This window comes from Pseudonocardia sp. T1-2H, assembly GCF_038039215.1.
Classification (GTDB): Bacteria; Actinomycetota; Actinomycetes; order Mycobacteriales; family Pseudonocardiaceae; genus Pseudonocardia.
Genome location: NZ_JBBPCL010000001.1, coordinates 5508117 through 5528122, shown reverse-complemented (window position 1 = coordinate 5528122; position 20006 = coordinate 5508117). Strand labels below are relative to the sequence as shown.

The following is a 20006-nucleotide window of genomic DNA, read 5'->3' as shown; positions in this document are numbered from 1 at the left end:
CGACCACGCGCCACGGCCGTCAGCGCCAGAAGAGCAGCAGGCCGTAGCCCGCGCTCGCGAGCTGCGCGTCGCCGCCGACGGCGCCGTAGAGGACCGAGCCGATCGAGAAGAACACCCGGCTGACCCCCGGCAGCCCGATGATCAGCAGGAACAGGACGATCGGGGCCCAGGGCCGGACCTTCGCGCCGAACGCCTGCGCCTGCGGCGGGAGGTAGGGCTCGAGCACCCCGTACCCGTCGAGCCCCGGCACCGGCAGGATGTTCAGCACGAAGGCGAGGACCTGGATCAGGGCCAGGCAGGACAGGCCCGCCTGCAGCCCGAAGGGCATCGACACGAACGCGACGGCCACCGTGAGGACCGCGCCGAGCACCAGGTTCGTGGCCGGGCCCGCCAGCGACACCAGGCTGCGGCCGAGCCGGGACCGCAGGAGCCCGTGGTTGATCCAGACCGCGCCGCCCGGCAGCGGGATGCCGCCCAGCAGCAGGAACACGATCGGCAGCACGAAGGACCAGCCGACGTCGCTGTAGCGGCGGATGTCGAGGGTCAGGTAGCCCTTGTGCCGGACGGTCCAGTCCCCGTTACGCAGAGCGGCGTAGGCGTGGCCGAACTCGTGGAGGCAGAGTGAGACCGCCCACCCCCCGAGGACCAGCAGGACCACCCCCGCGGTCATGAGCGTGGTGGATCCCGTCTCGGCGAGGGCGGTGGTTCCGAAGGCGGCCAGCACCCCTCCGATCACGGCGATCACGATCAGGAGGAGGAACCAGGGACTTATCCGGGAGGACACGCGACGCACTGTGCCAGTGTGCCGAACGGGGGACCAATGGGGTGGATCCCGTCACCCGGATGGCAGCCCCGGGTTGCGTGCCATTGAACCTCAGCGCTGTACTTACGCCGGTGTCATTCGCCGGGCGCGGGGAAGGGGGGCGGGTGAACGAGTTCACGGACACTCTGTTTGCAAGGACGAACACCGGCATCGAGACGACCATGGTCGGAGGTGTCCCCGTCGGGGACGTCGCTGGGGGCGGCAGCAGCCTCCGACTGGTCGACATGCTCGACGGGCAGGATGCCGCCGACGAGCAGGACTGGCAGGAACGCGCGCTGTGCGCGCAGACGGACCCGGAGGCGTTCTTCCCCGAGAAGGGCGGCTCCACGCGCGAGGCCAAGCGCATCTGCTCCGGTTGCGAGGTCCGGGCCGAGTGCCTGGAGTACGCCCTCGCGCAGGACGAGCGTTTCGGCATCTGGGGTGGGCTCTCCGAGCGGGAGCGCCGCCGGCTGCGCCGGGGCGGATCGGAGCTGCTCGCCGGCACCGAGATCGTCGCCGGCTCGGAACACCTGGCCATCTAGAAGCTCCGGATCATCTCGCCCCGAACCGGGTGCCGCCGGTCGGGACGGTCGCCGCACCCTGATCGCGTCGTGGCTCCACGACGCGGATCTTGCCGCCGGCCGACCGCGTCGTGGCTCGACGACGCGGATTTCGCCGGCGGCTACTCCGAGCCGTCCTCGATCGCGTCCGGTTCGATGTTGAGGTACTCCGCCACCTGCTCGACGAGAACCTCGTGCAGCAGGTCCGCGAGGTCCGCCCCGCCCTTCGCCCGCGACTCCAGCGGCCGGCGGTAGAGCACGATCCGGGCCCGCGACGGCAGGCCGTCGGGGTCCACCCCCGCCGGGACGAGCTGGGCCAGCGGCACACCCGCGTCCGCGAGGACGCCCGTCTCCCACGTGACGTCGTCCGGGGAGGTGTGGACCACCTCGGGCACGTCGTCGACGGCGAGGTCCAGATCCACGAGCTCCGCGCTCCAGCGCAGCTCGATCGGCTCGAGGGCCTCGAGCACCAGCGCGTCGAACTTCTCGGCGCGGCTGCGGAAGGCCGGCGTGTGCACCGGATAGAGCAACCCGCGCAGCCCCCGGCCCCGCCGGTCCCGCCTGCGGGGTGAGCGGCGCAGCGTGCGGCGCGCGGTGGTCACCCGTCGAATATACGACCCGCGCGGCGGCCCGGGGCGTCCCGTCCGCCCGTCGGGCACGGTCCGAAGCGGATCGCCACACGCCACCGGGGTGATCACGGAGCGGAACCGGGCGGTCACCGGACGTCCCACGCGAAGCGGGCGCGCGTCGCAGCGAGGCGTCGGGGAGGACAGGCGCTATCGTCACCGACGTGCTGAGTGTGCGGAGGTGTTCGCGGACCGGGTGCACCGAGCTCGCGGTGGCCACGCTCACCTACGTCTACGCCGACTCCACGGCGGTCGTGGGGCCGCTGGCCACACAGGCCGAACCCCATTCCTACGACCTGTGCACGGCGCACGCCCACCGGCTCACCGCGCCGCGCGGCTGGGAGGTCGTCCGGTTCGAGGGCGAGTTCGCCGCGCCGCAGCTCGAGGGGGACGACCTCACCGCGCTCGCCGAGGCCGTCCGGGAGGCCGGTCGGGTGGACCGCGTCGTCGAGGCCGCCGGGCCCGTGCCCGGCACCGGGCGGCGCGGGCACCTGCGGGTGCTCCCGGCGCCCGGCGAGGACTGAACCGCACCCGCCCGGTCCCGTCGCCGCGAGTCCTCGGCCTCCTCCCGCTAGGGTCTGGCCCGTGCCCGATCACCCCGCGCAGCCCGATCTCTCGGCCGTCATCAAGGCCTATGACGTCCGTGGCGTCGTCGGCGAGCAGGTCGACGACGCGCTCGTCAGTGCGGTCGGCGCCGCGCTCGCCCGCATGCTGAAGGACGAGGACCCGGCCACGGGCGTGGTCGTCGTCGGGTACGACATGCGGGACTCCTCGCCCGGCCTCGCGACCGCGTTCGCCGAGGGGGTCACCGGCCAGGGCCTCGACGTCGTGAACATCGGCCTGGCCAGCACGGACATGCTCTACTTCGCCGCCGGCACGCTGGACGTGCCGGGCGCGATGTTCACCGCGAGCCACAACCCGGCGAAGTACAACGGCATCAAGCTCTGCCGGGCCGGCGCCATGCCGATCGGCCAGGACACCGGCCTCGTCACGATCCGCGAGGCCGTCGAGCGGGGCGTTCCCGGGGGCCCGGGCGGGGGCAGCGTCCGGGAGCAGCCGATGCTCGGCGACTACGCCGCCTACCTGCGCGCCCTGGTGGACCTGCGGGAGATCCGGCCGCTGAGGGTCGTCGTGGACGCGGGCAACGGCATGGGCGGGTTCACCGTCCCGGAGGTGCTGCGCGGCCTCCCGCTGGACGTCGTGCCGCTCTACTTCGAGCTCGACGGCACCTTCCCGAACCACGAGGCGAACCCGCTCGACCCGGCGAACCTGGTGGACCTGCAGAAGGCCGTGATCGAGGAGCGGGCCGACCTCGGCCTGGCCTTCGACGGGGACGCGGACCGCTGCTTCGTCGTCGACGAGCGGGGCGCGCCGGTCAGCCCGAGCGCCATCACCGGCCTGGTCGCGGTCCGCGAGCTGGCGAAGTCCCCGGGCAGCCCGATCATCCACAACCTGATCACGTCCAAGGCCGTCCCCGAGATCGTGCGCGAGCACGGCGGCGAGCCCGTGCGCACCCGCGTCGGGCACTCGTTCATCAAGCAGAAGATGGCCGAGACCGGTGCGGTCTTCGGCGGCGAGCACTCCGCGCACTACTACTTCCGGGACTTCTGGAAGGCGGACTCCGGCATGCTCGCGGCCCTGCACGTGCTGGCCGCGCTCGGCGAGCAGCCGGACCCGCTCTCCGGGCTGATGGCCGAGTTCGAGCGCTACAGCGCCAGCGGCGAGGTGAACTCGACGGTCGTGGACCAGGCGGGCCGGGTCGCCGCGATCAAGGAGATCTACGGCGGGCGCGAGGGCGTCGAGCTCGACGAGCTCGACGGCCTCACCGTCGCGCTGCCGGACGGCTCGTGGTTCAACCTGCGGGCCTCCAACACCGAGCCGCTGCTGCGGCTCAACGTGGAGGCGGCCGACCCCGCCGCCGTCGCGGCGCTGCGGGACGAGGTGCTGGCGGTCGTTCGCGCCTGACCGGCCGCGCCGGACCGGGCGACCGCCACGGTGCGTATCAGCACCTGCGGGGCCGGGATAGCCCGGACGGCCCCGGCGCGCCGGGGAAGACCCTGGCAGCATCGAGTGAGAAGGATGACGAGGAGGACCGTGGCCGTACAACTCGACCCCCAGCTGCTGGAGATCCTGGCGTGCCCGTCGGACGACCATGCGCCGCTGCGCGCCGGCACCCCCGGCGACCCCGGTGCGGACGTCCTGACCTGTACGTCGTGCGGTCGCCGGTTCCCGGTGGTCGACGGCATCCCGGTGCTGCTGCTCGACGAGGCCCTCCCGCCCGAGCCGGGCGTCCCCGCGGCGCCGGACGCGGCGGCCGAGGGGGGCGGGTGAGCAGGGTGCTCGACGACACCGTCCTGGCCGATCCGGCGGCCCTCGCGGCGGTGGACACCACCGGCGTGCTGCGCTCCGCCGCGACCGCCGGTGCGCAGGTCCGCTCCGCGGCGCACACCGCCGCGGAGGCGGGTGTCCCCTCGCTGGAGGGCGCCCGTCCGCGGGCGCTGGTGTTCCTGCGCCGCCCCGGAACCTCGGGCGCGGCCGCGGAGCTGCTGACGGCGCTGCTCGGGCCGCAGTGCCCGGTCCCGATCGTCGTCGCGGACACCGCGCCGAGCTGGGTCGGGGCGCTCGACGTGCTCGTCGCGCACTCGGCGGACGCCACGGACATGGAGCTGGCGGAGTCGGTGGGCCGGGCGGTGTCCCGGGGAGCCGAGGTCGTGCTTTCCGTACCGACGGACGGTCCGGTGGCCTCCGCCGGGGCCGGCCGAGCCCGGCTGCTCGAGCCGCGGATCCCGGTGCCGCCCGCGCTGGACCTGCCGCGCGCCCTCGCGGTCGGGCTCACCGTCGTCGCCGCACTGGGGCTGTTCGCCGTCGAGCCGGGGCTGGACGCGCTGGCGGACGCCTTGGACGCCGAGGCCGAGCGCAACCAGCCCGGCCACGAGCCGTTCATGAACCCGGCGAAGTCCCTCGCCCTGCGCCTCGCGGAGCACACCCCGCTGCTCTGGGGCACGGACCCCGCGGCCACCGCCGTCGCCGGGCACGCGGCCACCGCCCTCGCCACGCACGCGGGGGTCGTCGCGCACAGCGCGGCCGTCGCCCAGGCCGCCACCGCCATCGGCCTTGCCCGCGCGCTGGCCCTCGCCGCGCGCGGCGCGGACGTCTTCCGGGACCCCTTCGAGGACCCGGTGGACGGCGCGGACGCTCCTCCGCCGCGGCTCGTGCTGCTCGCCACCGGCGAGGAGGACCCGGAGCAGGTCGCCATGCGCCTGACGGGCCGCACGTGGCCCGCGGACCTCGCGCACCCGGTGGAGGAGATCGCCCGCGGCACGCCGCACGCCGCGCTGCTGCGCGCCGCGCTGCTCGCCGCCCGCGCGGACACCGCCGCGATCTACCTGGGCCTGGCCACCCGGACGATCGAACCCGCCTGACGCCGCTCCCCGGCCCCGCGCCCGACCATGATCCGCTACGACGAGGACTACCCGTGGAGTTGCTGGACAACCCGGTGCGGCCGTACGCCTGGGGATCGCGGACCGTGATCGCCGGCCTGCTCGGCCGGCCCGTGCCGTCCCCCACCCTCAGGCGGAGATGTGGCTCGGCGCGCACCCCGCGGACCCGTCGCGGATCGTGCGTCCGGACGGCGAGCGGACCTCGCTCCTCGACGCGCTGACCGCCGACCCCGGGCACCTGCTCGGGGACGCGCGGCGCAGCCGCTGGCATGACACGCTGCCGTTCCTGCTCAAGGTCCTCGCGGCGGACGAGCCGCTGTCCCTGCAGGCGCATCCGAGCCTGGAGCAGGCCACCTACGGGTTCGAGCGGGAGAACGCCGCCGGCATCCCCGTCGACGCCCCGGACCGCAACTACCGGGACCCGAACCACAAGCCCGAGCTGATCTGCGCGCTCACCGAGTTCCACGCGCTCGTCGGGTTCCGGGAGCCGGTGGAGACGATCGCGTTGCTCCGCGCCCTGGACGTCCCGCAGCTCGCCGCCCACGTCGAGCTGCTCGCGGGCCAGCCCTGCCCCGACGGCCTGCGGGCCCTGTTCACCACCTGGATCACGCTGCCGCAGAGCATGTTGGACGAGCTGGTGCCCGCCCTGCAGGAGGCCGCGGTCCGGCTCGTCGCGGCCGGCGGGGACTTCCAGACGGAGGCCCGCACCGCGCTCGACCTGTCCGAGCGCTACCCCGGTGACGCCGGCGTCCTCGCGGCGCTGCTGCTCAACCGCACCACGTTGCAGCCCGGTGAGGCCCTCTACCTGCCCGCCGGGAACCTGCACGCGTACCTGTCCGGCGCCGGTGTCGAGATCATGGCGAACTCGGACAACGTGCTGCGCGGCGGCCTCACGCCGAAGCACGTGGACGTGCCGGAGCTGCTGCGGGTCCTGGACTTCACCGCGGCCCCGCCGCCGGTGATCGACGGGCACCCGGAGGCCGGCTGGAACTCCTACGACACGCCCGCCGCGGAGTTCCGGCTGCGTCGCTGGAAGGCCACGGAGGAGGACGCGAAGGTCGCGGTGCCGGACGGCGGCCCGCGGATCCTGCTGTGCACCGCCGGGTCGGCGTTCGTGCGTGGGGGAGACCGCGTGGTCGAGCTGGCGAAGGGCGGGGCGCTCTTCCTGGGGGCGGCGGACACGGCGACCGAGGTGGAGAGCGCGGCCGCCGGCACGCAGCTGTTCCTGGCCAGCGACGGTCTGTAGGGCGCCGCCGACTACGCTTTGCCCGGTTCCGATTCTCAGACGTCGAAGAACACGGGGGGACACGCATGTCGGCGAGCGGTGGGACGAGGGCGATCATCGCCGCGCTGGCGGCGAACGCGGGGATCGCGGTGGCGAAGTTCGTCGGCTTCCTGGTGACCGGGTCGTCGTCGATGCTCGCGGAGGCCGTGCACTCCGTCGCGGACACCGCCAACCAGGGCCTGCTGCTGATCGGCGGCAAGCGTGCGGCCCGCGCCGCGACCCCCGAGCACCCCTTCGGCTACGGCCGGGACCGCTACTTCTACTCGTTCATCGTCGCCCTGATGCTGTTCACCCTCGGCTCGGTGTTCGCGATCTACGAGGGCATCCACAAGATCGAGCACCCCGAGCCGCTGACCTCGCCGCTGGTCGCGGTGATCATCCTGGTGGTCGCGATCGCGCTGGAGAGCTACTCGTTCCGCACGGCCGTGCACGAGTCCCGGCCGCTCAAGGGGAACGGCAGCTGGTGGCAGTTCATCCGCCAGGCGAAGGTCCCGGAGCTGCCCGTCGTGCTGCTGGAGGACACCGGCGCGCTGATCGGTCTGGTGTTCGCGCTGGCCGGCGTCGGGCTGTCCGTGCTCACCGGGGAGCCGGTCTGGGACGGGATCGGCACGCTCTGCATCGGCGCCCTGCTCGGCGTCATCGCGATCATCCTGATCGTCGAGATGAAGAGCCTGCTGATCGGCGAGGGCGCGACCCCGCCGGTGCTCTCCACGATCGTGCGCAAGCTCGAGGAGGGCGAGCACGTCGAGCGGGTCATCCACGTCAAGACCCAGTACCTCGGCCCGGAGGAGCTGCTGGTCGCGGCGAAGATCGCCCTCGCCCCGGGGCTGCCGGTGGAGGCCGTCGCCAGGACGATCGACGAGGCGGAGGCCCGGGTCCGGGAGGCCGTCCCGGACGCGCGCGTGATCTATCTGGAGCCGGACCTCGACCGCTCCCGGATCGCCTCCTAGAACCGGCCCCGCGGGCGGACGTGGTCGAAGATCAGGCTCGTCTGGGTGTTCGCGACGTCCGCCAGCCCGTTGAGGGCCACCACGAGGTCCCGCAGCGCGGGTGAGTCCGCCGTCGCGACGTGCAGCAGGTAGTCGTCGACGCCGGCGAGGAAGTACACGTCGCGGACCTCGGCCATCGCGGTGACCTGCTCCTCGAACTCCTTCATCCGCTGCCGGGCGTCGCTCTGCAGCCGCACGGAGATCATGGCCTGCAGCGGCCGGCCCGTCGCGGCGGGATCGACGTCGGCGTGGAAGCCGCGGATGACCCCGCGCTCCCGCAGCGCCCGGACCCGGCCCAGGCACGTCGACGGCGCGACGCCCACCTTGTCGGCGAGCGCGTTGTTCGGGATCCGGGCGTCCCCTTCGAGGTGGGTGAGGATCGCGCGGTCCACCTCGTCCAGCGGGACCCGCACATCCTGCGGCTGCGGGGCCGGTGGAGCGCTTGCGTTCGTGGATCGTTCGGCCATCGCGCCACGGTACAGAATCTTCTTCGTGCTTGTTGCGGTCGAGCAGCGCCTTCTTCATCGTTGTCCGGGTCAGGCACACCGGACCAAGGGCAGGAGCAGTCATGCGGGTCGCCATTCCGCGCGAGGTCAAGGACAACGAGTTCCGGGTGGCCGTCACGCCCGCGGGCGTGCACGAGCTGGTCCGCCGCGGACACGAGGTGATCGTCCAGCAGGGCGCCGGGCTCGGGTCGTCGATCACCGACGCGGAGTACAAGGACGCCGGCGCGCAGGTCCTGGCCGAGGCGGCCGCGGTGTGGGCGAGCGGCGAGCTGCTGCTCAAGGTCAAGGAGCCGGTGCCGAGCGAGTACGGCCACCTGCGCGCCGACCTGACGCTGTTCACCTACCTGCACCTCGCGGCCTCGCGGTCCTGCACGGACGCGCTGCGCAACGCCGGCACCACCTCGATCGCCTACGAGACCGTCCGCACCGCCGACGGCCGGCTCCCGCTGCTCGCGCCGATGAGCGAGGTCGCGGGCCGGCTCGCGCCGCAGGTCGGCGCCTACCACCTGATGAGCGCCGCGGGCGGCCGCGGTGTCCTGATGGGCGGCGTGCCCGGCGCCACGCGGGCGCACGTCGTCGTCATCGGGGCGGGGGTCTCCGGGGCCAACGCCGTCGCCGTCGCCGTCGGGATGGGCGCGCGGGTCACCGTGCTGGACCTGAGCATCGACAAGCTCCGCGAGCTCGACGACCGCTACGCCGGCCGGGTCGAGACCGTCTACTCCACCGCGTACGCCCTGGAGAAGGCCGTCCTCGGGGCGGACCTGGTGATCGGGGCGGTGCTGGTGCCCGGCGCCAAGGCCCCGACCCTGGTCTCGAACGACCTGGTGTCCCGGATGAAGCCGGGCGCGGTGCTCGTCGACATCGCCGTGGACCAGGGCGGCTGCTTCGCCGACACGAAGCCGACCACCCACGCCGACCCGACCTTCCGGGTCCACGACACGGTCTTCTACTGCGTGGCGAACATGCCCGGCGCGGTCCCGAACACCTCCACCCACGCGCTCACCAACGCGACGCTCCCGTACGTGCTGAGGCTCGCCGACCACGGCTGGCAGGACGCCCTCACCGCGGACCCGGCGCTCGCGGCCGGCCTGTCCACCCACGCCGGCTCGCTGACCTCCCGCGAGGTCGCGGAGGCCCACGGCCTGTCCCACGTGAGCACCGCGGACCTGCTGGACTGAGCCGGGTCGCCGGGAGCGGGCCAGCGGTGGCAGCGCTCCCGGTCGGGGCAATACGGTTCCGGAATGGTCGGTAGGACGGGCGGGATGTGGCGGACCAAGTCCGTCGAGCAATCCATTCAGGACACGGATGAGCCGGACACCAAGCTGCGCCGGGACCTCGGCACCTGGGATCTGATCGTCTTCGGGGTCGCGGTCGTGGTGGGCGCGGGGATCTTCACCCTCGCCGCCAGCACCGCGGGGGACCGCGCGGGACCCTCGATCTCGCTCGCGTTCGTGCTCGCCGCGATCGCCTGCGGGCTCGCCGCGCTCTGCTACGCCGAGTTCGCGTCGACGGTCCCGGTGGCCGGCAGCGCCTACACCTTCTCCTACGCCACGTTCGGCGAGTTCATCGCCTGGATCATCGGCTGGGACCTCGTGCTGGAGTTCGCCGTCGGCGCCGCGGTGGTGTCCAAGGGCTGGTCGGAGTACCTGCACACGGTGCTCGCGCTGGTCGGGATCGACATCCCCACGTCGTTCTCCCTCGGCGGCTTCTTCTCCTTCGACTGGGGGGCCCTGCTGCTGGTCGCGGTGCTGGCGACGCTGCTGGCGCTGGGCACCAAGCTCTCCAGCCGGGTCAGCATGGTCTTCACGGCGATCAAGGTCGCCATCGTGCTGCTCGTGATCATCGTCGGCATCGGATACGTGAAGGCGGAGAACTACTCGCCGTTCATCCCGCCGGCGGCGCCGGCGCAGCCTGGTGACACGGGACTGCAGCAGTCCCTGCTCTCGCTCCTCGGCGGTGGGAGCAGCAGCGTCTTCGGCATCTACGGGCTGCTCGCCGCGGCGTCGCTGGTGTTCTTCGCGTTCATCGGGTTCGACGTCGTCGCGACGACCGCGGAGGAGACGAAGGACCCGCAGCGGTCCCTGCCCCGGGGCATCTTCGGCTCGCTGGCGATCGTCACGGTCCTCTACGTGGCCGTCGCGCTCGTGCTCACCGGGATGGTCAGCTACACCGCGCTGGCCACGCAGCCGGACGGAACGCGCGCCACGCTGGCGACGGCGTTCGCCTCGCTCGGCGTGACGTGGGCAGCCGCGGTGATCGCGGTCGGCGCGCTGGTGGGCCTGACCACGGTCGTCATGGTGCTCCTGCTCGGCCAGATCCGGGTGCTGTTCGCGATGTCCCGGGACGGCCTGCTCCCCGGCGCGCTGGCCAGGACCGGGACGCGCGGCACTCCGGTGCGCGCGACCCAGCTCGTCGGCGTGGTCGTCGCGCTCGTCGCCACGTTCTTCCCGGCGGGGACACTGGAGGAGATGGTCAACATCGGCACGCTGTTCGCGTTCGTGCTGGTCTCCGTCGGCGTGGTGATCCTGCGCCGCACCCGGCCCGATCTGCCGCGCTCGTTCCGCACGCCGCTGGTGCCGCTCGTGCCGATCCTGTCCGTGCTCGCGTGCGCGTGGCTGATGCTGAACCTGACCGTCGAGACGTGGCTGCGGTTTCTCGTCTGGATGGCCGTCGGCTTCGTCGTCTACTTCACGTACGGTCGGTCGCACTCGAAGCTCGGACGGCGGGAAGAGGCGGAGAAGGCCTCCGCGTGAGGGTTCCGCAACACCGGCGTCACACGCCGCCGTTCTGGTGACCCGCACGATCTTCGGATGAAACGCTTCGGACATCGCCGCTCGCTTGACTGGTTCCGGTCAGTACAGGACACCGGGATCGGGAGCGGGAGCCGTGGCGAACAACGTGCGCAGCATCGGGAACCGGCCGTCGGCGGCGACGCTCGACGGGTCGCACCACGGGGTGGTCGTCATCGGGGGCGGGCAGGCCGGCCTGTCGATGAGCTGGTGGCTCGCTGAGCGCGGGATCGACCACGTCGTGCTCGAGTCGAAGACGGCCGGGCACGAGTGGCGGGACCGCCGCTGGGACAGCTTCTGCCTGGTGACGCCGAACTGGCAGTGCCGGCTCCCCGGCTTCCCGTACCCGGGTGACGACCCGGACGGTTTCATGGTCCGCGACGAGATCGAGGACTATCTGGCCGCGTTCGTCGAGTCCTTCCGGCCGCCGCTGGTCGAGGGCGTCCGGGCCACCCGGCTGCGCAGCGCGGACGGTGCGTTCGAGATCCGGACGAACGGGGCCGACGGGTCGGGGGCAACGCTGCGCGCAGACCAGGTCGTCGTCGCCACCGGGCCCTACCAGATCCCGCGCACACCGCGGATGGCCGAGCGGCTCCCGGAGCGGATCGCGCAGCTGCACAGCTCCGAGTACCGCAACCCGGACCAGCTGCCCGAGGGCGCCGTCCTCGTCGTCGGCACCGGGCAGTCCGGCTGCCAGATCGCCGAGGACCTGCACCTCGCCGGCCGCACCGTCCACCTCGCGACCGGGACGGCGCCGCGCGTCGCCCGGTTCTACCGGGGCCGGGACTGCGTGGCCTGGCTGCACGAGATGGGCACCTACACCAAGGGCGTCGACGAGTTCGCCGACGCCGACGCCGTCCGCTTCAGGACCAACCACTACGTCACCGGCCGCGACGGCGGGCGGGACATCGACCTGCGGAGGTTCGCGCTCGAGGGCATGGTCCTGCACGGGCGGCTCACCGGGATCGCGCACGGCATGGCGCGCTTCGGCCCGGACCTGCGGGCGAACCTCGACGGCGCGGACGCCGTCGCCGAGGGCATCAAGGACGCCATCGACGCCTACATCGCCGACCGCGGCATCGACGCCCCGGCCGAGGAGCGCCGGCCGCCGGTGTGGGAGCCCGGCCCGGAGGCCGAGGACCCCGCCGAGATCGACCTGGCCGGCGCCGGGATCACCGGCGTCGTCTGGGCCACCGGCTTCGGCCGGGACCACCGCTGGATCGAGCTTCCCGATCTTCGACGGCCGGGGGTACCCCACGCACGCCCGCGGCGTCACCAGCCAGCCGGGGCTCTACTTCCTCGGCCTGCCCTGGCAGCACACCTGGGGTTCCGGCCGGTTCTCCGGCGTCGCGGACGACGCGGAGCACCTCGTCGGACAGATCGAGCGGGTGCGCCGCGCGGGCGACACCACGGTGGCCGACGGCCTGCACTGGCTCGCCGGCACGCCGTCCAGCACGTTCCCGGAGGCGCAGCACGCCGACGAGGACTGGATCGCGCCGCGCACCGTCGCGTAGCTGCCGTCTACCCAGCCCACCCCGAACCACCCGGTTCCCCACCCTGGGGCCGGTGCTCCACCTGCCGTTTTCAACCGAAAGGAACGACGGACATGGCCGACCTGACCGATCTCGAGAAGCAGAGCCTCGAGGAGATCGCGCACCCTTCGATGCCCGAGGGGTCGTCGATCTACGGCGGCACCAAGGTGTTCCCGGACTACCAGGCCGAGAACGGCGAGACCTACTTCACGCTGGTGCACGGCATCGCGCACGAGTCGTCCGTCAGCTTCGTCGCGATCCTGCAGGCCACCCGCGCGCTGCGGAAGGGCTTCGAGTCCGCGATCTACTTCTACGGGCCGGGCTCGCTGAACTGCCTCGCCACCCGGGGGTTCCCGACCACGGGCAACTCCGCGTTCCCCGGCGAGCACAACATCAACAACTCCCTGAAGACCTACATCCAGGAGGGCGGCAAGGTCTACTGCTGCCGCTTCGGGCTCTCGCTGCACGGTGCCCGGGAGGAGGACCTGATCGAGGGCGTCATCCCGACGCACCCCCTCGACGTCCAGGACGCCCTGATCCACTACGCCCGCAAGGGCGCGATCATCAACTCCACCTACCAGCTCTGAGCTGCAGCTCCGCCGCTCGTTCGCGGTGATCCTCGCTCCGGCGACGATCACCGCGCACGAGCACCGAGCGCGAAAGGGGACACATGAGCACGCTGCGGATGGCGGCGGTGTCGGCGCCCTTCGGCCGGGACCTCGAGGAGGACTTCGCGCGGATCGGCGCCCTGATCGAGCAGGCCCGGGGCGACGGCGTCGGGTTGCTCGTGCTGCCCGAGGCCTGCCTCGGCGGGTACCTCACGGACCTCGACGGTGCGGCCGAGCTGCCGCCCGCGTTCCGCGTCGGCGGACCGGAGATCGCTCGCCTGGCCGGGCTGGCGGGGGACATGGTCGTCTGTGCGGGCTTCTGCGAGACCGCCGGCGCGAAGACCTACAACAGCGCCGTCTGCGTGACCGGGGACGGCGTGCTCGGCGTCCACCGCAAGGTGCACCAGCCGCTGCGCGAGGACGCCTCCTACGCCGCCGGGGACCGGTTCACCGCGTTCGACACCCCGGTCGGCCGGATCGGCATGCAGATCTGCTTCGACAAGGCCTTCCCCGAAGCGGCGCGGGCCCAGGCGCTCGACGGGGCGAAGATCGTCTGCTCGCTGTCCGCCTGGCCGACGAGCGCGACCAACCGGCACCCGGACCCGGCGCAGGACCGCTGGACCCGCCGGATGGACCTGTTCGACCGGGCCCGTGCCCTGGACAACCAGCTGGTCTGGGTGGCGTCGAACCAGTTCGGCGCCTTCGGGGCCATGCGGTTCGCCGCCAGCGCGAAGGTGGTGGACCCGGGCGGCGAGATCGTCGCCTGGACGGAGCAGCGCGAGGGGCTGGCCGTCGCGGAGTTCGACGTCGACGCCGTCGTGGACGCCGCGCGCGGGGGGATGGACTTCCTCCGCGACCGCCGCCCGGACACGTACCCTGCTACGGGCGGCACGCCGTACGTCGCGGCGTAGCGGGCCGGAGGACTCGGGTGGGGTCGATCAGGATCGGGGCGGTCGCGGCGGCGTTCGGCCGCGACGTCGAGGCCGCGCTCGCACGCGTCGCGACCCTGATCGAACACGCCCGTCGCTCCGGCGTGGACCTCCTCGTGCTGCCGGACGCGGCGCTCGGCGGCTACATCCCGGAGTTCGCGGACCCGGACCCCGCCGAGCTGCCGCCGGCGCTGGACCGGGACGGCCCCGAGCTGCGCAAGGTCGCCGAGATGGCCGGGGAGATGGTCGTCTGCATCGGGTTCCGGGAGGCCGCGGAGACCGGGCCGTACAACACCGCGGCCTGCGTCTGCGGGGACGGGCTGCTCGGCCTGCACCGCAAGGTCCACCAGCCCGCCGGCGAGGACCGCGTCTACGCGGCGGGCGGCGTGTTCGGCGCATTCGACACCCCCGTCGGCCGGCTGGGCATGCTCGTCGACTACGACAAGACCTTCCCCGAGTCCGCCCGCACCCTGGCCCTCGACGGCGCCGAGGTCGTCGCCTGCCTCTCCGCCTGGCCGACGAGCATCACCAACCGCGCCCCGCGGATGGCGCAGGACCGCCAGTCCCGCCTCTTCGACCTCTACGACCGCTCGCGCGCCGCGGAGAACCAGGTCGTCCTGGTGTCGTCGAACCAGACCGGGACGATCGGCAGGATGCGGTTCCTCGGGCAGGCCAAGGTCGTCGGCCCGGACGGCGAGATCCTGGCTCGGACCTGGGCCAAAGCGGGCATCGCCGTGGCCGAGGTCGACGTCGAGAAGCCGCTCGGCGCCGTCCGGAAGGTGCTCTCGCACCTCACCGAACGGCGACCCGAGACCTACCGCTGACCGCTACGACGGCAGCGAGTAGCCCGCGAACTTGTCCCGCAGGGTCTTCTTCGAGAACTTGCCGACGCTCGTCTTCGGCACCTCGTCGATGAACTCCACCGCGTCCGGCAGCCACCACTTCGCGACCCGCGGCGTCAGGAACTCGATCAGCTCGTCCGGCGTCAGGCTCTGCCCGGGTCGCACGACGACACAGGCCATCGGCCGCTCCACCCACTTCTCGTGCGGGATCGCGATCACCGCCGCCTCGGCGACGGCCGGGTGCGCCATGATCTCGTTCTCCAGCTCCACCGAGCTGATCCACTCGCCACCGGACTTGACCAGGTCCTTCGTCCGGTCGACCAGCTTCACCGAGCCGTACGGGTCGACGACGGCGACGTCCCCGGTCCGCAGCCAGCCGTCCTCGGTGAACTGGGCGCCGCCGCCCTCGCCCCGGTAGTACTCCTTCGCGATCCATGGGCCCGCGGCCTGCAGCTCGCCGCTGGTGGCGTCGTCCCAGGGCAGCTCCTCGCCGGTCCCGGGGTCGGCGATCCGCAGCTCGACGAGCGGCGCGGCCACCCCCTGCCGGGCCCGCAGGTCCGCGCGCTGGTCCTCGGTGAGCGCGTCGGTGCGGCCGGCCAGGACGCCGAGCGTCGCGATCGGGGAGGTCTCGGTCATGCCCCAGGCCTGCAGCATCGGCATGCCGACCTTCTCCTTCCAGGCCTCGGAGAGCGAGCGCGGCACCGCGGAGCCGCCGCACAGGACGGTCCGCAACGCACCGAGGTCCTGGCCGTCGACGAGCGGGAGCACGCCCATCCAGATCGTCGGCACGCCGCCGGTGACGGTGACCCGGTGCCGGGCGAGCAGGTCCAGGATCGCGGAGGGCGTCATGTTCGGGCCGGGGAAGACGATGTCCGTGCCGGCGAGCAGGCAGCCGTAGGGCAGGCCCCAGGCGTTGGCGTGGAACATCGGGACGACGGGCAGCACGACGTCGCGCTCACGCAGCCCCGGCCCGTCGGAGACCAGCGTGATCAGCGAGTGCAGCGTCGCCGAGCGGTGGCTGTAGACCACGCCCTTCGGGTTGCCCGTGGTGCCGGACGTGTAGCACATCGCGGCGGCCGCGTTCTCGTCCTCGACGACGAACCGGCCCCGGTACGGCTCGGCCGCGGCGAGCAGCTCCTCGTAGTCCGCGATCCGCGGGTCGTCGGGGATCTCGACGTCCGCGCCGTCGTCGATCACGACGTAGCGCCGCACGGTCTCGAGCTTGTCCACCAGCGGCCAGAGCAGCGGGAGCAGCGAGCGGTCGACGAAGACGATCTCGTCCTCGGCGTGGTTCGCGATGTAGACGAGCTGTTCGGGGAAGAGCCGGATGTTCAACGTGTGCAGGACCCGGCCGGTGCACGGCGCGGCGAGGTAGAGCTCGAGGTGGCGGTCGGTGTTCCAGCAGAACGTGCCGACCCGCGCGTCGGCGGAGACGCCCAGGGTGTCCAGCACCGTCGCGAGCCGGCGGACCCGGACCGCCCAGTCGGCCACCGGGGTGACCCGCTCGCCCGCGGGGCTCGCCGTCACGATCTTCTTGTGGCCGAAGAGCTGCTCGGCGCGGTGGAAGACGTGGGTGAGGGACAGCGGTCTGTCCTGCATGAGTCCGTGCATCGATGCTCCCGGCTCTGTGGTGTCGATCACCAGACGGTACCGGTCGGACGAAGGGGCTGGAAGGCACGCGGAACGCAGCCGCTCGAGCACCCTCCGCGACCGGCCACCGGACCGGGGGACACGTTTCGCGGCCGTCGCGGGCGTCGTCGCCGGTACGCTCGGGTCTCATGACGGGTGCCGGACCACGGGTCGGCGCGGGGACCGGGTCCATCTGCCTCGACGTGGGATCGACCTGGACGAAGGCCGTCCTGGTGAGACCGGACGGCGGCCTCGCCGGGTTCGCCGAGCACCCCACCACGTCCGCGGACGTCCTGACCGGTGTCGACGCCGCCGTCCGCGCGGTCGGCGCGGCGCGCTCGCCGGACCAGCGGGCGGACCCGGAGCTGCTGGCCTGCTCGTCCGTCGGCGGGGGGTTGCGGCTCGCCGTCGTCGGCGCGGAGCGGCTCACCGCCACCGAGGCCGGCTACCGGGCCGCCCGGTCCGCGGGGTCCCGGGTCGTGCACGTCCACTCCGGCCCGCTCGAACCGCAGGACGTCCGCTTGCTGCGCAGCAGCCGTCCCGGCGCGGTGCTGCTCACCGGCGGCGCGGACGGGGACGATCCCTCGCTGCTGCTGCACAACGCGGGCAAGCTCGCGCGCGCCCGGATCCGCTACCCGATCGTGCTCGCCGGCAACGTCGCCGCGCGCGACGACGCGCTGGCCCTGCTCCGCGCCACCGGCCGCACGGTCGTGGCCTGCGACAACGTCGCCCCGCGGCCCGGGGAGCTGGTCCCCGAGTCGGCCCGCGCGGCCCTCGCGGAGGTCTTCGCCCGGCACGTGCTCGGCGGCCGCGGGCCCACCGCCGCGCCCCGCTTCCGGCGGATGGTCCGCACCATGACGCCGGACGCCGTGCGTCGCGGCACCGCGGAGCTCACCCGGCTCTCCGGCCGCTCGGTCCTGCTCGTCGACGTCGGGTGCGCCACCACGGACGTCCACTCGGCCGTGCCGGGCGGGGGCGACGCGCTGCGCACCGTCGAGGGCGACCTCGGGGTCCGGGCCGCTGCCGAGGGGGTGCTCGTCGAGGCGCAGACCGAGGAGCTGGTGGACCCGGTGGAGGCCGACCTCCTCGCCCCGACCGTCCGCCGGATGAGTACCGAGCCCGGCTACGTCCCGAAGGACGCGGGCGGCGCGGCGGAGGACCGGCGGATCGCCGCGCTCGCCGCCGTCGTCGCGGCCCGGCGGCACCTGCGCGCCGTGCTCGCGGACCCCGCGGACGCGCACCCGCCGATCGGGTTGGTCGTGCTCGCCGGCGGGGTGTTCCGGCGCCGGGACCCGGGCGGGCTGGCCGCGGTCGCCGGGACCCTGCGCTGCGACGAGGTGCTGGGCCCGCTCGTCGCGGACGCGCCGATCCTCGTGGACGCGGACTTCGCCGTCGCCCCCGCCGGGCTGCTGGTGGCGAACGGCCGGGCGGAGGCGGCGGAGGCGTTGCTCCGGGATCACCTGTTGGGCTGAGCGCTCGGCACCGCCGCCTCCCGTGCGCGCGTGCTGAGCCGCGGTTCGGCGGTCGGGTCCAGCGCGACCGCGCCCGCCCCGGCGTTCCCCGTTCCGTCGCCACCGATGTCGCCGGTGTGACGCGACGGGACGCGCCCCACGTTGCAGGGTGATCTGTGACGACGGACACGACGCTCCGGCCGCCGGTGCCGTGTCACGTTGACAGGCCGCGCCGGCCCCACGATCCTGGATGGCGCACATCGCCGGGTCCGAGAGGCGCTGCAGCGGATCTTCGTCCGCCACGCTCGGTTTCCAGGCCGTCTGACATGAAGGGCGCCTCCCTCGAACGACGAGAGGAGGCACCCGTGTCACCTTCCACTTCCACCTCCGACGGACCCGGCGTGCCGTGTGCACGTCGGATCCGGTACTTCAGCCGAGGAGGCTTCTCCACCCCATGACCGCCACTCCCGACACCGTCACCGACCCGACCGGCAAGCTGCAGGTCCGCAACGGGATCGACTTCGCCGTCGCCGACCTGGGGCTGCACGAGTTCGGCCGCAAGGAGATCCGGCTCGCCGAGCACGAGATGCCCGGCCTGATGGAGCTGCGCCGCGAGTACGCCGACGCGAAGCCGCTGCACGGCGCCCGGGTCGCCGGGTCGCTGCACATGACCGTGCAGACCGCGGTCCTGATCGAGACCCTGGTGTCGCTCGGCGCGGACGTGCGCTGGGTGTCCTGCAACATTTTCTCCACCCAGGACCACGCGGCGGCCGCGATCGTCGTCGGCCCGCACGGCACGCCGGAGGAGCCCAAGGGCGTTCCGGTCTTCGCCTGGAAGGGCGAGACGCTCGACGAGTACTGGTGGGCCACCGAGAAGCTGTTCGACTTCACCGACTCCAACGGTGAGCTCGTCGGCCCGAACATGATCCTGGACGACGGCGGCGACGCGACCCTGCTCGTGCACAAGGGCGTCGAGTTCGAGAAGACCGGCGTGGTCCCGACCGTCGACGACGACGACCTCACCGTCGCCGACGAGTTCCGGATCATCCTGAACACGCTGCGCCGCTCGCTGGCCTCGAACCCGCAGAAGTGGACGACCGTCGCGTCGGACATCCGCGGCGTCACCGAGGAGACCACCACCGGCGTCCACCGGCTCTACCAGCTGGCGGAGCAGGGCGAGCTGCTGTTCCCGGCGATCAACGTCAACGACTCGGTCACCAAGAGCAAGTTCGACAACAAGTACGGCATCCGGCACTCGCTGATCGACGGCATCAACCGCGCGACGGACGTGCTGATCGGCGGCAAGGTCGCGGTCGTCGCGGGCTACGGCGACGTGGGCAAGGGCTCGGCCGAGGCGCTGCAGGGCCAGGGCGCGCGCGTCATCGTCGCCGAGGTCGACCCGATCTGTGCCCTGCAGGCGCTGCTCGAGGGCTTCCAGGTCGCGCGCATCGAGGACGTGATCGACAAGGCCGACCTCGTCATCACGACGACCGGCAACAAGGACATCATCACCACCGACCTGATGCAGAAGATGAAGCACCAGGCGATCCTCGGCAACGTCGGCCACTTCGACAACGAGATCGACATGGCCGGCCTGGGCCGCATCCCCGGAGTCAAGCGGGTCAACATCAAGCCCCAGGTCGACGAGTGGGTCTTCCCGGACGGGCACACGATCATCGTGCTCTCCGAGGGCCGGCTGATGAACCTCGGCAACGCGACCGGCCACCCGTCGTTCGTGATGAGCAACAGCTTCTCGAACCAGGTGATCGCGCAGGTCGAGCTGTTCACCAAGCACGAGGAGTACAACAAGGACGTCTACCGGCTGCCGAAGCACCTGGACGAGAAGGTCGCGAAGATCCACGTCGAGGCGCTCGGCGGGGAGCTGACCAAGCTCACCAAGGAGCAGGCGGAGTACATCGGCGTGGACGTCGAGGGCCCGTTCAAGCCCGAGCACTACCGCTACTGACCCACCGGATCCCCGGGCGGGTGGCGGTCGCGAGAGCGGCCACCACCCGCCC

General features: G+C 72.8%; 17 protein-coding genes and 1 pseudogene. 14 read left to right on the top strand and 4 right to left on the bottom strand.

Annotated features, from left to right (window positions below):
- Positions 1-19: 19 nt before the first annotated feature.
- Positions 20-793, bottom strand: coding sequence for a site-2 protease family protein (locus WBK50_RS27200; RefSeq protein ID WP_341338327.1), 774 nt, complete (start codon positions 791-793; stop codon positions 20-22).
- A gap of 254 nt (positions 794-1047) precedes the next feature.
- On the opposite strand from WBK50_RS27200, the gene WBK50_RS27195 reads away from it, so the two are divergent.
- A complete protein-coding gene (locus WBK50_RS27195; protein WP_297502773.1) occupies positions 1048-1344 on the top strand; it encodes a WhiB family transcriptional regulator in 297 nt (98 codons plus the stop codon).
- 140 nt (positions 1345-1484) lie between these two features.
- Here WBK50_RS27195 and WBK50_RS27190 read toward each other — a convergent pair whose 3' ends face one another.
- Complete coding sequence (locus tag WBK50_RS27190) at positions 1485-1964, bottom strand: metallopeptidase family protein (protein WP_297502732.1); 480 nt, start codon at positions 1962-1964, stop codon at positions 1485-1487.
- A 197-nt stretch (positions 1965-2161) separates the two neighbouring features.
- Here WBK50_RS27190 and WBK50_RS27185 point away from each other — a divergent pair, with 197 nt between their 5' ends.
- From WBK50_RS27185 to WBK50_RS27160, 6 genes and pseudogenes are all read left to right on the top strand, one after another.
- A complete protein-coding gene (locus WBK50_RS27185) occupies positions 2162-2512 on the top strand; it encodes a DUF3499 domain-containing protein (RefSeq protein WP_341339512.1) in 351 nt (116 codons plus the stop codon).
- Positions 2513-2573: 61 nt separating this feature from the next.
- On the top strand, positions 2574-3953 hold the full coding sequence (locus tag WBK50_RS27180; RefSeq protein WP_341338326.1) for a phosphomannomutase/phosphoglucomutase: 1380 nt from the start codon (positions 2574-2576) through the stop codon (positions 3951-3953).
- Positions 3954-4082: 129 nt separating this feature from the next.
- A complete protein-coding gene (locus WBK50_RS27175; RefSeq protein ID WP_341338325.1) occupies positions 4083-4319 on the top strand; it encodes a Trm112 family protein in 237 nt (78 codons plus the stop codon).
- Positions 4316-5410: an SIS domain-containing protein gene (locus WBK50_RS27170; protein ID WP_341338324.1), complete on the top strand. Its 1095-nt coding sequence runs from the start codon at positions 4316-4318 to the stop codon at positions 5408-5410. Before WBK50_RS27175 ends, WBK50_RS27170 begins: the two co-directional genes overlap by 4 nt.
- A gap of 53 nt (positions 5411-5463) precedes the next feature.
- Positions 5464-6674: pseudogene (gene manA, locus WBK50_RS27165) on the top strand (mannose-6-phosphate isomerase, class I).
- Between the two features lie 65 nt (positions 6675-6739).
- The gene (locus WBK50_RS27160; RefSeq protein ID WP_341338323.1) at positions 6740-7663 is read left to right on the top strand and encodes a cation diffusion facilitator family transporter; all 924 of its coding nucleotides are present in this window, start codon (positions 6740-6742) and stop codon (positions 7661-7663) included.
- Here WBK50_RS27160 and WBK50_RS27155 read toward each other — a convergent pair.
- Positions 7660-8169 (bottom strand): Lrp/AsnC family transcriptional regulator, encoded by a 510-nt coding sequence (locus tag WBK50_RS27155; protein WP_341338322.1) that lies wholly within the window; start codon positions 8167-8169, stop codon positions 7660-7662. The genes WBK50_RS27160 and WBK50_RS27155 overlap by 4 nt on opposite strands.
- A gap of 101 nt (positions 8170-8270) precedes the next feature.
- Between WBK50_RS27155 and ald the strand changes: the two genes are divergently transcribed.
- From ald to WBK50_RS27130, 5 genes are all read left to right on the top strand, one after another.
- On the top strand, positions 8271-9386 hold the full coding sequence (gene ald / locus WBK50_RS27150; RefSeq protein WP_341338321.1) for an alanine dehydrogenase: 1116 nt from the start codon (positions 8271-8273) through the stop codon (positions 9384-9386).
- Positions 9387-9449: 63 nt separating this feature from the next.
- A complete protein-coding gene (locus tag WBK50_RS27145; RefSeq protein WP_341338320.1) occupies positions 9450-10961 on the top strand; it encodes an amino acid permease in 1512 nt (503 codons plus the stop codon).
- A gap of 133 nt (positions 10962-11094) precedes the next feature.
- Entirely contained in the window at positions 11095-13116 is a 2022-nt protein-coding gene (locus WBK50_RS27140) for an MSMEG_0569 family flavin-dependent oxidoreductase (protein ID WP_341338319.1), read from the top strand.
- Between the two features lie 83 nt (positions 13117-13199).
- A complete protein-coding gene (locus tag WBK50_RS27135; RefSeq protein WP_341338318.1) occupies positions 13200-14048 on the top strand; it encodes a carbon-nitrogen hydrolase family protein in 849 nt (282 codons plus the stop codon).
- 17 nt (positions 14049-14065) lie between these two features.
- Positions 14066-14890, top strand: coding sequence for a carbon-nitrogen hydrolase family protein (locus tag WBK50_RS27130; protein WP_341338317.1), 825 nt, complete (start codon positions 14066-14068; stop codon positions 14888-14890).
- Between the two features lie 3 nt (positions 14891-14893).
- Here the strand turns inward: WBK50_RS27130 and WBK50_RS27125 are convergent, their stop codons facing one another.
- Positions 14894-16507: a long-chain fatty acid--CoA ligase gene (locus WBK50_RS27125; protein ID WP_341338316.1), complete on the bottom strand. Its 1614-nt coding sequence runs from the start codon at positions 16505-16507 to the stop codon at positions 14894-14896.
- 179 nt (positions 16508-16686) lie between these two features.
- Between WBK50_RS27125 and WBK50_RS27120 the strand changes: the two genes are divergently transcribed.
- Together WBK50_RS27120 and ahcY are read left to right on the top strand one after the other, a co-directional pair.
- The gene (locus tag WBK50_RS27120; RefSeq protein ID WP_341338315.1) at positions 16687-18009 is read left to right on the top strand and encodes a glutamate mutase L; all 1323 of its coding nucleotides are present in this window, start codon (positions 16687-16689) and stop codon (positions 18007-18009) included.
- A 433-nt stretch (positions 18010-18442) separates the two neighbouring features.
- Complete coding sequence (ahcY, locus tag WBK50_RS27115; protein ID WP_341338314.1) at positions 18443-19954, top strand: adenosylhomocysteinase; 1512 nt, start codon at positions 18443-18445, stop codon at positions 19952-19954.
- Positions 19955-20006 lie beyond the last annotated feature (52 nt).

Bases quoted from the DNA above. Each gene is read 5' to 3' on its own strand.
- WBK50_RS27195 (WP_297502773.1), top strand. From the start codon at position 1,048: ATGCTCGACGGGCAGGATGCCGCCGACGAGCAGGACTGGCAGGAACGC.
- WBK50_RS27160 (WP_341338323.1), top strand. From the start codon at position 6,740: ATGTCGGCGAGCGGTGGGACGAGGGCGATCATCGCCGCGCTGGCGGCG.
- WBK50_RS27155 (WP_341338322.1), bottom strand. From the start codon at position 8,169: ATGGCCGAACGATCCACGAACGCAAGCGCTCCACCGGCCCCGCAGCCG.
- ald (WP_341338321.1), top strand. From the start codon at position 8,271: ATGCGGGTCGCCATTCCGCGCGAGGTCAAGGACAACGAGTTCCGGGTG.
- WBK50_RS27145 (WP_341338320.1), top strand. From the start codon at position 9,450: ATGGTCGGTAGGACGGGCGGGATGTGGCGGACCAAGTCCGTCGAGCAA.
- WBK50_RS27135 (WP_341338318.1), top strand. From the start codon at position 13,200: ATGAGCACGCTGCGGATGGCGGCGGTGTCGGCGCCCTTCGGCCGGGAC.
- WBK50_RS27125 (WP_341338316.1), bottom strand. From the start codon at position 16,507: ATGCAGGACAGACCGCTGTCCCTCACCCACGTCTTCCACCGCGCCGAG.
- WBK50_RS27120 (WP_341338315.1), top strand. From the start codon at position 16,687: ATGACGGGTGCCGGACCACGGGTCGGCGCGGGGACCGGGTCCATCTGC.
- ahcY (WP_341338314.1), top strand. From the start codon at position 18,443: ATGACCGCCACTCCCGACACCGTCACCGACCCGACCGGCAAGCTGCAG.